This is a genomic window from Acinetobacter sp. M5A5_2a (genome assembly GCF_053345265.1).
The window spans coordinates 356,127-371,071 of the sequence record NZ_JBKEZV010000004.1; the positions used below are offsets into that span (position 1 = coordinate 356,127).

General features: G+C 38.5%; 11 protein-coding genes and 1 tRNA gene. 6 read left to right on the forward strand and 6 right to left on the reverse strand.

All coding sequences use genetic code 11. The features are described 5' to 3' along the window. The first annotated feature begins 8 nt into the window (after positions 1–8). The 5 genes from ACLBWE_RS08550 (at position 9) to ACLBWE_RS08570 (ending at position 6,938) form a co-directional block, all read left to right on the forward strand. Positions 9–1,844: an extracellular solute-binding protein gene (locus tag ACLBWE_RS08550; protein WP_447602314.1), complete on the forward strand. Its 1,836-nt coding sequence runs from the start codon at positions 9–11 to the stop codon at positions 1,842–1,844. A 31-nt stretch (positions 1,845–1,875) separates the two neighbouring features. Continuing rightward, positions 1,876–2,928, forward strand: coding sequence for a microcin C ABC transporter permease YejB (locus tag ACLBWE_RS08555; protein ID WP_348950334.1), 1,053 nt, complete (start codon positions 1,876–1,878; stop codon positions 2,926–2,928). Beyond that, positions 2,928–3,938, forward strand: a complete 1,011-nt coding sequence (locus ACLBWE_RS08560) for an ABC transporter permease (protein WP_447602316.1) — start codon at positions 2,928–2,930, stop codon at positions 3,936–3,938. Before ACLBWE_RS08555 ends, ACLBWE_RS08560 begins: the two co-directional genes overlap by 1 nt. Further along, positions 3,913–5,508 (forward strand): ABC transporter ATP-binding protein, encoded by a 1,596-nt coding sequence (locus ACLBWE_RS08565; protein ID WP_447602318.1) that lies wholly within the window; start codon positions 3,913–3,915, stop codon positions 5,506–5,508. Before ACLBWE_RS08560 ends, ACLBWE_RS08565 begins: the two co-directional genes overlap by 26 nt. 185 nt (positions 5,509–5,693) lie before the next feature. Then, a complete protein-coding gene (locus ACLBWE_RS08570) occupies positions 5,694–6,938 on the forward strand; it encodes an NADH:flavin oxidoreductase/NADH oxidase family protein (protein ID WP_447602320.1) in 1,245 nt (414 codons plus the stop codon). A gap of 5 nt (positions 6,939–6,943) precedes the next feature. Here ACLBWE_RS08570 and ACLBWE_RS08575 read toward each other — a convergent pair whose 3' ends face one another. The 5 genes from ACLBWE_RS08575 to pyrC all read right to left on the reverse strand — a co-directional run bounded on the left by ACLBWE_RS08575 (position 6,944) and on the right by pyrC (position 11,917). Continuing rightward, positions 6,944–7,627 carry a glutathione binding-like protein gene (locus ACLBWE_RS08575; protein ID WP_447602322.1) on the reverse strand — a complete coding sequence of 228 codons (684 nt, stop codon included), beginning with the start codon at positions 7,625–7,627 and terminating at the stop codon, positions 6,944–6,946. Between the two features lie 216 nt (positions 7,628–7,843). Next, positions 7,844–9,958 carry a TonB-dependent receptor gene (locus tag ACLBWE_RS08580; protein WP_447602324.1) on the reverse strand — a complete coding sequence of 705 codons (2,115 nt, stop codon included), beginning with the start codon at positions 9,956–9,958 and terminating at the stop codon, positions 7,844–7,846. Positions 9,959–10,141: 183 nt separating this feature from the next. Further along, a tRNA-Glu gene (locus ACLBWE_RS08585) sits at positions 10,142–10,217 on the reverse strand. Between the two features lie 18 nt (positions 10,218–10,235). After that, a complete protein-coding gene (gene rnt, locus ACLBWE_RS08590) occupies positions 10,236–10,898 on the reverse strand; it encodes a ribonuclease T (protein WP_003652803.1) in 663 nt (220 codons plus the stop codon). Next, positions 10,883–11,917, reverse strand: coding sequence for a dihydroorotase (gene pyrC, locus ACLBWE_RS08595; protein WP_447602327.1), 1,035 nt, complete (start codon positions 11,915–11,917; stop codon positions 10,883–10,885). Before pyrC ends, rnt begins: the two co-directional genes overlap by 16 nt. Positions 11,918–12,066: 149 nt before the next feature. Here pyrC and ACLBWE_RS08600 point away from each other — a divergent pair, with 149 nt between their 5' ends. Next, positions 12,067–13,329 carry a GGDEF domain-containing protein gene (locus ACLBWE_RS08600; RefSeq protein ID WP_447602329.1) on the forward strand — a complete coding sequence of 421 codons (1,263 nt, stop codon included), beginning with the start codon at positions 12,067–12,069 and terminating at the stop codon, positions 13,327–13,329. A 62-nt stretch (positions 13,330–13,391) separates the two neighbouring features. On the opposite strand, the gene argG is transcribed toward ACLBWE_RS08600, so the two are convergent. Further along, positions 13,392–14,750 (reverse strand): argininosuccinate synthase, encoded by a 1,359-nt coding sequence (gene argG / locus ACLBWE_RS08605; protein ID WP_080026529.1) that lies wholly within the window; start codon positions 14,748–14,750, stop codon positions 13,392–13,394. Positions 14,751–14,945: the final 195 nt, after the last annotated feature.

Here is a 14,945-nt window from a genome sequence, read left to right on the forward strand (position 1 = left end):
AGTAACTTATGCATAAGTCATATTTTCAACTGAGCCTGCTAGTCGGGCTCAGTGCCGTTTCTCATGCTGTTTTTTCTGCACAGCAAACCACCACATATATAGCGATTCATTCCAAGCCTAAATATTTAGGAATGCTGGCTATGCCATATGCAAACCCTAATGCACCTAAAGGTGGCTTGTTAAGTCAGGCGGCTCAAGGAACTTTTGATAACCTCAATAGTATGAATGGTAAGGGGAATGCGACAGAAGGCGTTAATTATCTTTTTGATACATTAATGACACAATCGCTAGATGAGGTCGGGGTTTTATATCCTCTTTTGGCAGAGAAAGTTACTTATGATCCAGAAAAAACGCAGTCTGTTACTTTCTATTTAACCCCTAAGGCGCGTTTTAGTAATGGACAGCCAGTCACTGCGGCAGATGTTAAATTTAGTTTTGATGCATATCAGACTAAGTCAAATTTAGGTTTGCAAATGTACCTTGCTGATTTGGCAAAAACAGAAGTAATAAATGCCCATCAAGTAAAGTTTAGTTTTAAGTCTACACATAATCCTAAAATGCCTTTCATTTTGGCAACCTTGCCGATTTATTCAAAAACAGATTGGCAAAAAAAAGATTTTTCCCGAATTACTCTACAACCAATTGTTGGCTCGGGACCTTATGTGGTTGAACGAGTTGATGCAGGTAGAAGCATTAGTTATAAAAGAAATCCGAATTACTGGGCAAAAGATTTGCCTATTAATAAGGGGCGCTATAATTTTGATCGTTTAAAATATGTCTATTATCGAAATTGGGATATTGCTTTTGAAGGGTTTAAATCTGGGCAATACACTTTGCACGAAGAAAACAATCCTAAAAAATGGGTAACAGATTACCGTTTTCCAGCCGTAAAAGCAGGGTTGGTTACTCAATATAAATTTCGTCACCATAACCCGATTGCCACTGAAAGTTATGTTTTTAACACCAGACGAAAACCTTTAAATGATATTCGTTTTAGACAAGCTTTAACCTATGCCTATGACTTTGAATGGCAAAATAAAGCTTTGTTTTATGGACAATATCAGCGCCTACAAAGTTATTTTGAAAATAGTGAATTAGCAGCAACGGGTCGACCTTCAAAAACTGAATTAGAGTTGTTAAAACCGTTATTGCCTAAGTTATCTCCACTCATGCAACAAGGTGTTTTAGCTGAATGGAAATATCCAGTGTCGGATGCAAGTGGGTTCAACCGTCAGAACTTGTTAACAGCCAGACAATTACTCATACAGGCTGGTTATAAAGTTAAAGAAGGGCAATTATTTACGCCAGAAGGCAAAAAAGTTCAGCTTGAGTTCTTAATTCAGCAAGATGGTAAACAACGAACACTTTTACCTTTTATTCGTAACCTAAAAAAGTTAGGTATTGCAGTTAATTTGCGTCAGGTCGATGCTCCGCAATATTTAGAAAGGACTCGTCGTTATGATTTTGATATGACCACAATGAATCTGCCGCAATCTCTCAATCCGGGCAATGAGCAGACTCAGTTTTGGGGGAGCATCGCCGCAGCGCAGGATGGAAATTACAATTATGCGGGAATTCGCAATCCCGTAATTGATCAAGTGATTTCAAAACTTGTTGCAAGTAAAAGTCGTGAACAACAGATTATTTATACTCGTATTCTCGATCGATTACTGAGGGCTGGTTATTATCAAATTCCGACCTATGGTAAAGGTGAAAACTGGTATGCTTATTGGAATATGTATCAACAACCTAAAATTAAACCAGCACTTTCGTCTGGAATAGATTATTGGTGGAGTGATGCAAATAAAGCCAAAAAAGTTGCCAAATATTTACATCAACAATAAAAAGCACCTGCCATAAAGGAAATCCTGTTATATGGGTTCATATATTCTCAAGCGACTTCTTTTAATGATTCCCACTTTGTTTTTCATTTTATTGATTAACTTTGTGGTTGTGCAAATTGCGCCAGGTGGGCCAGTTGAGCAAGCAATACATCAAGCTGAAGGTGATTTGGGAATTGGACGTGCATTAAGTGCAGACACTTATTATCAAGGTGCTCAAGGTTTAAGCCCTGAAATGGTTGAACAAATTAAGGCGCAGTATGGCTTTGATCGTTCTGCTCCTGAACGTTTTTTTCTAATGTTAAAAGGCTATTTAACTTTAGATTTTGGACAGAGTTTTTTTAAAGATAAACCAGTCGTGCAATTGCTGTGGGACAAAATGCCTGTTTCTATTTCGCTTGGGCTGGTAAGTACTTTTCTGATTTATTTAATTTCTATTCCGCTTGGTATTAAGAAGGCAAGACAGCAAGGTTCATGGTTTGATCGCTCCACTTCGTTAGTACTTGTGGTGGGATATGCTGTACCAAGTTTTGTATTCGCTATTTTGCTTGTGGTTTTTTTTGCAGGTGGCTCTTATTTTCAATGGTTTCCATTACAAAATCTTGTGTCAGATAATTTTCATCAACTCAGTCTTTGGGGTAAAGTTACCGACTATTTATGGCATATGACTTTGCCACTTATTACGATGGTATTAGGCGGTTTTGCCAGTTTAACGTATTTAACCAAATATTCGTTTTTAGAAGAACTCAATAAACCCTATGTTTTAGCTGCTTATGCAAAAGGATTGAATAGCCAGCAAGTCTTATATAAGCATGTATTTCGTAATGCTATTTTAGTCGTACTCGCAGGGTTGCCAGAAGTGCTAGCGGGTATTTTCTTTGTGGGTAATCTCTTTGTAGAAATTATTTTTCATTTAGATGGTGTGGGCTTATTGGGCTTTGAAGCCATTGTCCAGCGGGACTATCCTGTTATTTTTGGTGTCCTATTTTTCTTTACTTTATTTAGTCTAATCTTACGTCTCATTTGTGATGTGCTGTACCAATGGATTGATCCTCGGGTTCACTTTGACGCACAAGGAGGCAAATAATGTCTTTGATTGTGCGGACACGATTACAACGTTTTAGACAACATAAATTAGGTTGGGCTAGCTTTATTTTATTTAGTCTAATTTTGATTTTCTCATTAGCTGCGGAGTTGATTGCTAACGATAAGCCCTTACTGGTGAAGTATGACGATTCCTATTATTTCCCCATGTTTAAGACATATCCAGAAACGACGTTTGGTGGCATGTTTGAAACAGAAGCAGATTATAAAGATCCGGCTGTGCAAGAACTTATTCATGCTCAAGGATGGGCAGTCTGGCCGCTCATTCAATTTTCATATCAAACTCCCAATTTAGATTTAGCAGTTCCTGTGCCATCACCACCCTCTAAGCAGAACTGGTTAGGAACTGATGATCAGGGAAGGGATGTTTTGGCCCGTATTCTTTATGGTTTAAGAGTATCTTTACTTTTTGGTTTGGCCTTAACCTTTTGTTCTGCTTTGTTTGGCATTACTGTGGGGGCTATTCAAGGTTACTATGGCGGTTGGGTAGATTTATTGGGACAACGTTTGGTTGAAGTCTGGAATGGCTTACCCATGCTTTTTATGGTCATGATTTTGGTCGGCATGTTTGTACCCAATGTATATTGGCTATTTTTCATTATGTTATTTTTTGGCTGGACAGTTTTAGTGGGGATTGTCAGGGCAGAGTTTTTAAAAGCTCGCCAGCTTGATTATGTTCGTGCAGCCCAAGTTTTGGGAGTGACTGATCGCGTTATTATTTTTAAGCATATTTTGCCGAATGCAATCAGTTCGAGCTTGTCCCAATTGCCATTCATTTTAACAACTAATATTAGTGCCTTAACTGCTCTTGATTTTTTAGGCTATGGCTTACCACCCGATGCAGCATCGTTAGGGGAGTTATTGCTCCAAGGTAAAAATAATTTAGATGCACCATGGCTAGCGATTTCAGGTTTTTTTAGTCTGGCTATTGTTCTTTCACTTTTAATTTATATTGGGGAGGCTGCTCGTGATGCTTTTGACCCAAGAAAATAATACAAATGTTACTCCTGCATTGTTGAAGGTTGAACATCTTTCGATTCAAACTAAAGATCAAAAGGTTTTATTAGAAGATTTGAATTTTGAGCTGTTTGCTAAAGAAACACTGGCTATTGTTGGGCAAAGTGGCTCTGGTAAATCACTTAGCTGTTTAGCAATCATGGGGTTACTACAAGAAAAATTAGAAATAACAGGTCGTGTTTGGATTGGCCCTCAAAATATTCTTGAGCTAGATGAAAAAGCTCAATCCAATGTGCGTGGTCGACAAATTGCAATGATTTTTCAAGAACCTGCTACGGCTTTAAATCCACTACATCAGGTTGAAAAGATTGTGGGTGAAAACCTTCTTTTATTAGGTTTGAGTAAAAAGGATGTTCGACAACAAGTCATTGAGTTACTTACAGATGTAGGAATTAGTGAGCCAGAACAGATTTTAAAACGTTATCCGCATGAGCTTTCTGGCGGTCAAAGGCAACGTGTCATGATTGCCATGACATTGGCACTGCAACCCAGACTTTTGATTGCTGATGAGCCGACTACAGCACTTGATGTAATTTTACAGATCCAGATTTTAGAACTATTAAAATCTTTACAATCAAAATATGGAATGGCACTTATTTTAATTAGCCATGACCTAAATTTGGTACGTCAATATGCCGATGAACTGGTTGTATTGCAAAGTGGGCGTGTTGTAGAGCAAGGTGAGCTTAGCCAGATTTTTGAAAATCCTAAAACCGCTTATACACAGCAATTATTAGAACATGATTTTGGAAATGCAGCATCTCTTGAAATAGAAAATAATGTTTTGTCCGTTCAGCAGCTTAGCGTGCAATTCCCAATTAGAAAAGGTATTTTCAATCGCGTTCAGGGCTATGTGACTGCAATAGAAGGTTTAAGTTTTGATCTTGCTCAAGGTGAATCACTTGGGGTCGTTGGGGAAAGTGGCGCTGGAAAGTCATCTTTGGCTCTGGCTTTAGTACGGCTCATTAAAAGTGAAGGGCGGATTAATTTTTTAGGACAAGATTTGAATCAGTTGGCTCCCAAAGCTTTACGTTTGGCGAGATCTGATTTTCAACTTGTATTCCAAGACCCTTTTGGTAGTTTGAACCCCCGAATGACGGTGGGGCAGATTATTGCTGAAGGTTTAAAAGTAAAAGAAGTATTGAACAGTCAGATTCAAGAACAAGTTAAATCTGTTCTTAATAAGGTTGAACTGCCTGAAGATTTTCAACATCGTTACCCACACGAACTCTCAGGTGGCCAACGTCAACGGGTTGCTTTGGCAAGAGCTTTAGTGGTTCAGCCTAAACTTTTAATTTTGGATGAACCGACTTCAGCATTAGACCGAACTACACAAAAAGCTATCATTAAGCTTTTACGACAATTACAGAAAACTGAACATTTGAGCTATATCTTTATTAGCCATGATCTAAATATAGTCAAATCGTTATGCCATAAAGTCATGGTATTGCGCCATGCACAAGTTGTTGAATATCAGAAAACCGAACTGTTGTTTTCTAAGCCTAAAACTGAATATACAAGACAATTAATTAAAGCAAACTTTTAAAATAAATTATTAAATAATTGTTTTTAAATGGAATAGTTTATTTTTTGATTTTATGCAAAAAGTTGCATATTTTTATATTCTTTAAAATTGACATATGCTATTGTCAGTTATCGATTATGACTTGACATGCCCTATAACTCGTCTAAATTAGAGTAATTGCTCTAAAAACTAAAAAGAGGTTAACCATGAACCAGATTGCTCAACCCATCACAATTCGCAATACCACATTCAAAAACCGAATTATTAAAGGTGCAATGAGTGAGGCGCTTGCAAATCATGAAGGTCAACCAAATGACTTACATTTAGGCTTATATGGGGCGTGGGCAAAAGGTGGGCTTGGCTGTGCAATCACAGGCAACGTCATGGTCAATGTGGGTGCAAAAAATGAACCCGGTGTTGTTGTTATTGAAACCGAACGGGATTTAGAGCGCTTAAAAGAGTGGGCAGCATTAGGTAAGAAATATGGAATGGTGCAGTTAATCCAATTGTCCCACCCGGGGCGTCAGTGTCCAAAAGGATTAAATAAAGAGACTGTCGCGCCGTCAGCAGTACCATTTAGCCCAGCTTTAGCGACTATGTTTGGAACGCCACGTGAACTGGCTCATGATGAAATTCTAGATATCATTAATCGATTTGCAACCGCTGCTCGTATTTGTGAAAAAGCAGGTTTTGAAGGAGTGCAATTACACGGTGCGCATGGGTATTTGATTAGTCAGTTCTTATCGCCTTTAACGAATAAGCGTACCGACCAATGGGGTGGTTCTGTTGAAAACCGTACACGCTTTTTATTAGAAGTTTATAAGGCTGTTCGCGAAGCAACTTCCGAGAATTTTATTATTTCAGTCAAACTGAACTCTGCTGATTTCCAACGTGGTGGAATTACTGAAGAAGATGTGATTTCAGTATTTAAAGCGATCGATGAAGCTGGCATTGATTTGATTGAGATTTCAGGCGGCACCTATGAAGCACCTGCCATGGCTGGGGCTAAAGCTGACAAGCGCAAGACAAGTACAATTGCGCGTGAAGCTTATTTCTTAGATTTTGCTGAAAAGATCCGCCAACATGTTAAATGTAAACTCATGGTGACAGGTGGATTCCGTACTGTAGAAGGGATGAATGCAGCACTCGCAAGTGGGGCTTGTGATTTTATTGGTATTGCGCGTCCTCTTGCAGTTGAGACTGATTTAACAGACCGTTTAATTGCAGGGCAGGACGTACGCTATGCAGTAAAACCAATTAAAACAGGCCTACCTTTTGTCGACAAAATGGCAATTATGGAAATTATTTGGTATGCCGCTCAATTTAAGACAATTGGTAAAGGCAAAAAGCCAAATCCAAAACTTTCACCACTAGTCGTCTTTTTTAATTATGCCAAAGGCAATATTAAAGCTGTGGTAAAAGGTCGCGTGAATTCCCGTAAATCTGCGTAAATTAATTACCATGCAATAGTCCAGTAAGCGTTAAATGTAGAAGCAGACCATTGGCCTTTAATTAAAGCATTTTTAAAGGCAGGTCTGTTTTCTATTTGGGCAAGATAACGCTGTATATGTTTAAACTGGCTGTAATTTTGTGAGCAAGCCAGTAATGGGAACCACATCAAAATATCAGCAATAGTCAAATGATCTCCAGCAAACCATAACTGGTGCTCTAAATGTTTATCAATCATGCTCATTTGTCGTTGTAATGATTGATTGAGATAGCCTTGATCAAATCCATATTTTAAAAATTTAGGAATGAAACGGATTGGAAAAGGTGTACGTTGTACAATTTGGTGAAAGATTTGTTTGAGTACCAAATCGGGAATGAATGTCGCCTCACAATAATTTTTCCAATAATAAAAATTTTGGAGCTGTTGGCTTAATAAATTGTTCTGTCCCAATTGGGGGTGTAAATGAGATAAGTAATCTAAGATAGCTGAGGTTTCAGCTAAGATTGAAATCTCTCCTTGTTCAATGATTTCGATAGTAGGAAATTTTGATAATTGGTGAGGTGAGTTTTTATTTTCGTCTACGTCTGAATGGTATTTAATAATGAGCTCATAATTGAGTCCTAATTCTTCTAAAAACCAAATAATGCGTTGAGAGCGTGAATTTTGTAGATGAAATAATCGAATTTGCATGTCATGTTCAAATTATAGTTTTGATCTATTCTTAGTATAGGACAGAAGATAACTTAAGTATAATAAAGTATTTATAAATCAAAAGATTATATTTTTTATGAGAGAAGGTCAGTAAAAAGCCACTGCCTTAAAAATGCAGTGGCTTTTTAGAGTTTGACATCCTTATGGGATTAGTACTTGGGTTATCGCCGTGAAAGGATTTTTTATATTTTCAAGTTAGAACGTATAGCTCATACCAAACTGAACGGTACGTGGTTCGCCCGGATAAGCATATAAATTAAAGGCACTTTCATCATAAACTTTATCAAAAATGTTTTTCAGATCTAAGTTAAGACGAAGTTTTGGTGTTGTTTGATAATAAGAAACCAAATCAGTAACTGCATAACCTTTCATAGTGTAAGTACTATTGGCTGTTTGTCCTGCGCGCTTATCAATATATTTTTGATTAACCCCTAGACCTAAACCTTGTAAAGCTCCACCCTGAAATTCATAAATATTTAAAAGGTTAAAACTATTCTTTGGAATATTGGCTAAAGCGGTTCCTTTTTGCAAAGTGTTGTCTTTAGTCACTTCAGCATCTGTATATGCGTATCCACCAATAATTTTCCAAGCAGGTGTAATCTGACCTGCAATATTTAGCTCAATACCACGACTACGAACTTCACCAGCAGAAACCTTATAGGCTGAATCAATAGGATCGATAGTTAATACATTTTCTTTTTCAGCATAAAAAATAGCAGAGTCAACCGACAACATATTGTCGAGAGCTAGCCATTTAAAACCTAACTCGTAAGCGATGCCTTCTTCAGGGTCAAAACCTTCTCCATTGCGGCTAGCGCCAGTGTTTGGTTTAAAAGATTTTGCTGCATTACTATAGATTGAAAGATCATCACGGGCTTTAAAGACTAACCCTAAACGGGGAATAAAGGCATCATGACTAGTATTCCAGTTTACGGTGCTTGGTAATAGGTTTTTATAGTCATGCTCATAGTGCTCAAAGCGCAAGCCTAATAGCGCGCTTAAACGCTCATTTAAATCGATTTGATCTTGTACAAAAACGGCCGTGGTTTTTAAATTTTCACGATCATGGGTAGTCACACGATTAAGTTCAGGTAGTGGTTGTCCTAAAACAGGATTATAAATATTAATAGGGTAGCTACCGACATCTCCACTTGAGCGAATAATATATGACTTGTAATCATAGTTTTCATATTCAAGCCCAGTCACTAAAGTATGTGCTAATCCTAAAAGCTGGAAATTACCTGTTAGGTTAATTTGTGCATCAGTGTCTTGCCATTTTAATTCGCGGTAGTTGTAATTTCGGCCTAAAGTTTCGCCGTCATTTTGAATGCCATTTGCTTCTACCGCATAGCCATATAATTTGCCATTTAAGTATTGCACACCCGCATTAAGCTTCCAGTCATTTCCAAGGTCATGTTCGACTCGTAATTGAGTCATGTTGTTATCATTGTAGAGTCGGTTGTTATATTTACCTGTTTCCCACAAATATGTTTCTGATGAACTGTTAAAAGACTTTTGTGTAGGATAACGAGTATGCCCACGATCAAGCGGATGTTGATTCCGTAAAATATCGGCCTCAAAAGTGACTTTAGTGGCGTCAGAAGCTTGCCATTGAATGACTGGTGCAATTCCGTATCGTTTAGATTCGACATGGTCACGATAACTATCACCACCTTCTGCAATCACATTTAGGCGATAACCGATATTTTCTGCATTTGGTATCGTACCTGTGCTATCTACAGTGGTGCGGTATAAACCTTCACTGTTAAGCTGAGCACCTAAAGTAGTTTGTTGCTCAGACTTTGGTGTTTTAGAAATTAAGTTAAACGTACCACCTGGGTCACCACGACCATATAAGCTAGAAGAGGGGCCACGTAAAACGTCTATACGTTCAATGGTGTTGCTATCTGGTGCATTTGGATAACCACGATTAATTGGGAATCCGTTACGATAAAATTCGCCACTGGTGAAGCCACGAAGGTTAAAACCAGTTAAGCCTTGACCGCCAAAGTTATTCGCTCGTCCAACGCCACCTGCTAAATCAAGAGCCTCAATTAAGCGTGTCGCACCAATATCTTCAATTACTTTTTGGGTCACAACACTGACCGATTGCGGTGTGTCCTTTAATGCGATTTCACTACGTGTGGCGCTACTCGAGCTATCGACTTTATAAGTTTGGTCAGATGTCTGTTGGGCTTTAATTTTAATGGTAGCAAGAGTCATTGAAGAATGATCTGTTTCTGCAAAAGCAGTTGATAAACAGCAGATTTGAGCAATGCTCAGGGAGAGGAGGCGAAGCTTAAGATCCATTTAAAACCTATTTGATAATAAATATCAGTATGAAAATAAGAATTATTATATTGTAAAACTATGTAAAGGAAATACCGGATCAGTGATATTTAAATACAAATGTATTTTATTTGAAAATAAGAGGGGTTAAAAAATAAATAGAATGTTAAGAAAATAAAAAGAAATTTTATAAGAATAGAATAATGGCGTCCCTACGGGGATTCGAACCCCGGTTACCGCCGTGAAAGGGCGATGTCCTAGGCCTCTAGACGATAGGGACGTTGAGGATGGCGGTATCTTAAGAAGCCGCCACCAAACTGTCAAGTAGGTAAGGAGACAGTTTGTTCAAAATATAGCAAAACAGTTCAGCAGTTTTCTGAGTATCGTATAAAGCAGAGTGTGCTTCTTTACCATCGAACTCAATTCCAGCTTGTATGCAGGCTTTAGCAAGGACAGTTTGTCCAAACATAACAGCACTTAAAGTAACCGTATCCATCACTGAAAAACTATGAAAAGGGTTCTGGTTTTTTGTGCTTGTACGTGCAATTGCCGCTTGAACAAAGCCAAGATCAAAATGGGCGTTATGACCAACCAACACTGCATGGGTACAATGTTGTTGTTTACGAACTTCATTTACTGATTTAAAAATACGGCGTAATGCAGTTCGTTCATCTTCAGCCATTGCCATACGCATTGGATTGAATGGATCAATACCAATAAAGTCTAGCGAACGGCGGTCGAGGTTAGCCCCTTCGAACGGGTTAATATGCGCATGAAATGCTGGACCAGGGACAAATTGCCCCTGAGCATCATACACAATTGGAATGCACGCAATTTCTAGCAATGCATCTGTCTGGGCATTAAAACCTGCCGTTTCAACGTCAACAACAACAGGTAAGAAGCCACGAAAACGTTGGCCAATGACCGGGACAGAGGTTTCTTGTGTCACACTTTTCTCCATTGCAGCGTTTTCCCGGCATGCAGCGGGATAATTTTTTGATCATCTAAATAATCAAAAGATTCTGGTACAAGATTATCTTCTTTTACCAAAGTAATAGTAGAAGTATTACGTGGTAGACCGTAGAAGTCTGCGCCAAAATGGCTTGCAAAGCCTTCTAGGCGTTCTAATTTACCCACTTGGTCAAATGCTTGGGCATAAAGCTCAATTGCATTTGGTGCACTATAACAGCCCGCACAGCCACACGCATTTTCTTTTGCATCTTGCGAGTGCGGCGCACTGTCTGTACCTAAGAAAAATTTAGGATTACCACTCGTTGCAACTTCAAGCAAAGTTGTTTGGTGTGTTTGGCGCTTTAAAATTGGTAAACAATAAAAATGCGGTTTAATACCACCGACCAACATGTCATTACGGTTAAATAATAAATGCTGAGGGGTGATTGTTGCAGCAACATTACGGTCATGTTCTAAAACAAAATGAGCCGCATCGCTTGTGGTGATGTGCTCAAGTACCACTTTAAGTTTTGGAAACTGTTTTAAAAGCGGGTTGAGTACTTCATCAAGGAAGCGTTTTTCACGATCAAAAATATCGACGTGGTTATGAGTTACTTCACCATGAAGTAGTAACGGAACTTGATGCTCTTCTAATTGCTCAATAACTGCATAAACCTTACGAATGTCACTTACACCGTTATCAGAGTTGGTGGTCGCGCCAGCTGGGTAAAGTTTAATTGCATTTACATGTTCAGATTCTTTAATTTTACGAACTTCGTCTGGTGAGGTGAAGTCAGTAAAATAAAGCACCATACGTGGGTCAAAATTGAGACCCTCTGGAACATGAGCAAGAATACGTTCACGGTAAGCTAATGCTTCTTCCACAGTTTTTACTGGCGGAACAAGGTTTGGCATACAGATCGCACGAGCAAACTGTTTAGCCAAATCAGGTACGGTACGTTTTAATGCTAAACCATCACGTAAATGTGCATGCCAATCATCTGGCTGGAGCAGGGTAATAGAGTCCAAGGCAGTTCAAACTTCGAAATAAAACAAATGATAATCGATAAAGTGTGAAAATGGTAACGAGAATTACGGACAAATGGCAAAATAAAGAGCAAGAGGCGATAAAAAATAATGTTATATTTTGTTAATGTGTAAGAGGCAGGAAACGGGTAGTGGTAAATAGGGGAAATGTACATGAATTACTCAAAGCAAAAGAAGAAATAGAATATCTGGTAACTTTACATACCCATCGTTATGCCAATACACCTTTGCCTCATCAATTAGAAAAAAAATTCTGGTGCTTAAATCTTGAGCGAACAAAACAAAATATCTCAAAATTTTTAGCAAGTGGTGTTCTAACCTATCTTATTTTTATTTTGCTAGCGCTACCTACAGACTATTTAGTGATAGGTGTACCTTACATAACTTGGGATTTTATTTACTGCATATTAAGTGCAATTAATATTGCAGGTGCGCTACTGTTATTTTGGGTTTTTGCCAAGTTTAAAAAACTCTCCGAATATTTTTATATTGCTGCGTGCGGGATTGTATTTTTTACCATTATTGTCAATGCAATGTTGCTGCTGAGTGTAGGAAATATCGCTCTTAAAAATCAGTCGATGTTACTACTTTCTTTTTTATATATGCTCGGCTTTATCTTGAGCGGTATAAAGCCTTTGCATATGCTTTATGTGGGTTTGATCGCAGCCATTTGTGTTTTTTCTCTATTGATTTTATTGCAAGCAAATTGTGACTATATTGCTTTGGGAAGAGCACTGTTTGGGAGCTGTATTTTAGGTTTTTCAATTAGCACGATGCTCACATCTAGAGAAAGAAGCCTTTTTTTAAATAATCAGCTTGCTGAGCTTAACGAACAGATTTTACGTATTGAGGCATCTGAGTTGCTTCATTTAAGTCAGCAAGATGCGCTCACTAAAATTTCTAATCGACGTACTTTCGATGAGATGTTTGACTTTTTTTACTATCGGGCTAAGCAAGAACAACGTCCATTGGCTGTTTTATTTATCGATATCGATTTTTTTAAAAACTATAACGATTGTTATGGACACCAGATGGGAGACAAGGTTATCTCATCTATTGCCTCTGCAATTAAAAATTCAATTCGTCATGTTGATTTTGTTGCCCGTTATGGCGGAGAGGAGTTTGTCGTTCTTTTACCAAAAACACCGGCTCAAGGTGCATATGCGGTGGCTGCCAATATTTATAAAGCGATTGAACGTCAAGCGATTCCTCATGCAGCATCATTAGTTTCTCAGCATGTGACCATTAGTCTAGGTTTTACTGTTTATACAGAAGGCTTAAGAGTAACTCAGGAAAATTTAATTCATGCTGCCGATCAAGCTTTATATCGGGCTAAGGAGCTTGGACGTAATCAGATTTATTATCAGCCTTTACAAGTCGCCGAAATTGCCTGAATGAATTTTAAAAAATAAAAAGGCCACCTTAATAGGTGGCCTTTTTTGACGCTATAAGAAAATTATTTTTTCTTACTGTCTAATTGAGGAATAGCAGAACCTTGACCGATTGAAAGTAAACCAGCATCTGTATAGATCCCAAGTTTTGCACGTGTATCGGTAATGTCGAGGTTACGCATAGTCAACTGACCAATACGGTCCATAGGCGAGAACATTGAATCGCCTTTTTCCATTGTTAAACGTTCAGCTTCGTACGTTAAGTTTGGAGATTCAGTGTTCATGATGGTGTAGTCATTACCACGACGAAGTTCAAGCGTAACTTCACCGGTAACAGCTTTAGCAACCCAACGCTGTGCAGTTTCACGCAACATAAGCGCTTGAGAGTCGAACCAACGACCTTGGTAAAGTAAACGGCCTAAACGTAAACCGTTAATGCGGTATTGTTCGATCGTATCTTCGTTGTGAATACCAGTAACTAAACGCTCGTAAGCAATATGAAGAAGGGCCATACCCGGTGCTTCATAAATACCGCGAGATTTCGCTTCGATAATACGGTTTTCGATTTGGTCAGACATACCTAAACCATGACGACCGCCAATACGGTTTGCTTCAAGAATAAGTTCAACCGGATTGTTAAAAGTTTGACCGTTTAACGCAACAGGCACACCTTCTTCAAAGCGTACAGTCACTTCTTCTGGTTTGATTTCAACTTCATCTTTCCAGAAAGCAACGCCCATAATTGGGTCAACGATTTTGATACCAGCATTTAAGTATTCAAGATCTTTTGCTTCGTGAGTTGCACCCAACATGTTTGAGTCAGTTGAATACGCTTTTTCTTTTGACATTTTATAGTCAAAACCGTTGTCGATCAGGAACTGTGACATTTCAGCACGGCCACCGAGTTCATCGATGAAGTTTTGATCTAACCAAGGCTTGTAAATTTTAAGATTCGGGTTGGTCAACAAACCATAACGATAGAAACGTTCAATATCGTTACCTTTATAAGTTGAGCCGTCACCCCAGATGTTAACGTCATCTTCTTTCATTGCAGTAACTAACATTGTACCTGTTACTGCACGACCCAATGGAGTCGTATTGAAATAAGGAACACCACCTGTACTGATATGGAATGCACCACACTGAATTGCAGCAATACCTTCAAGCGCAAGTTGTAAGCGGCAGTCAATTAAGCGAGCTTTTACAGCGCCGTATTGTTCTGCTTTCTTTGGAATTGCATCGTAGTCATCTTCATCAGGCTGGCCTAAGTTTGCAGTGTATGCATAAGGCTCTGCGCCTTTTTGTTTCATCCACAATAGAGCAGCTGAAGTGTCTAGGCCTCCGGAGAAGGCAATCCCAACTTTTTTGCCTACTGGTACATGCTGCAAGATAGTTGCATTATCAGTCATTGCTAATCCTAACATTTATAAAAAAGACCCCGTGTAGGTGGTCTCGAGAATTCTGAATGGCGGCTATTGTAGCACTATTCATGGTGCTTTTTTTGGCAAAAAAAGCATTAATTCACTTGTTCTGATTTGAAGTTTTAATTTCATAAAAAATCTAAGCGTATTTATAGAATGAGAAGGGGGAATGAAGTATTGTTATTCCAAATAAGAAAA

Coding starts and splice junctions, on each gene's coding strand:
- ACLBWE_RS08550 (WP_447602314.1), top strand. CDS start 9: ATGCATAAGTCATATTTTCAACTGAGCCTGCTAGTCGGGCTCAGTGCC.
- ACLBWE_RS08555 (WP_348950334.1), top strand. CDS start 1,876: ATGGGTTCATATATTCTCAAGCGACTTCTTTTAATGATTCCCACTTTG.
- ACLBWE_RS08560 (WP_447602316.1), top strand. CDS start 2,928: ATGTCTTTGATTGTGCGGACACGATTACAACGTTTTAGACAACATAAA.
- ACLBWE_RS08570 (WP_447602320.1), top strand. CDS start 5,694: ATGAACCAGATTGCTCAACCCATCACAATTCGCAATACCACATTCAAA.
- ACLBWE_RS08575 (WP_447602322.1), bottom strand. CDS start 7,627: ATGCAAATTCGATTATTTCATCTACAAAATTCACGCTCTCAACGCATT.
- ACLBWE_RS08580 (WP_447602324.1), bottom strand. CDS start 9,958: ATGGATCTTAAGCTTCGCCTCCTCTCCCTGAGCATTGCTCAAATCTGC.
- rnt (WP_003652803.1), bottom strand. CDS start 10,898: ATGGAGAAAAGTGTGACACAAGAAACCTCTGTCCCGGTCATTGGCCAA.
- argG (WP_080026529.1), bottom strand. CDS start 14,750: ATGTTAGGATTAGCAATGACTGATAATGCAACTATCTTGCAGCATGTA.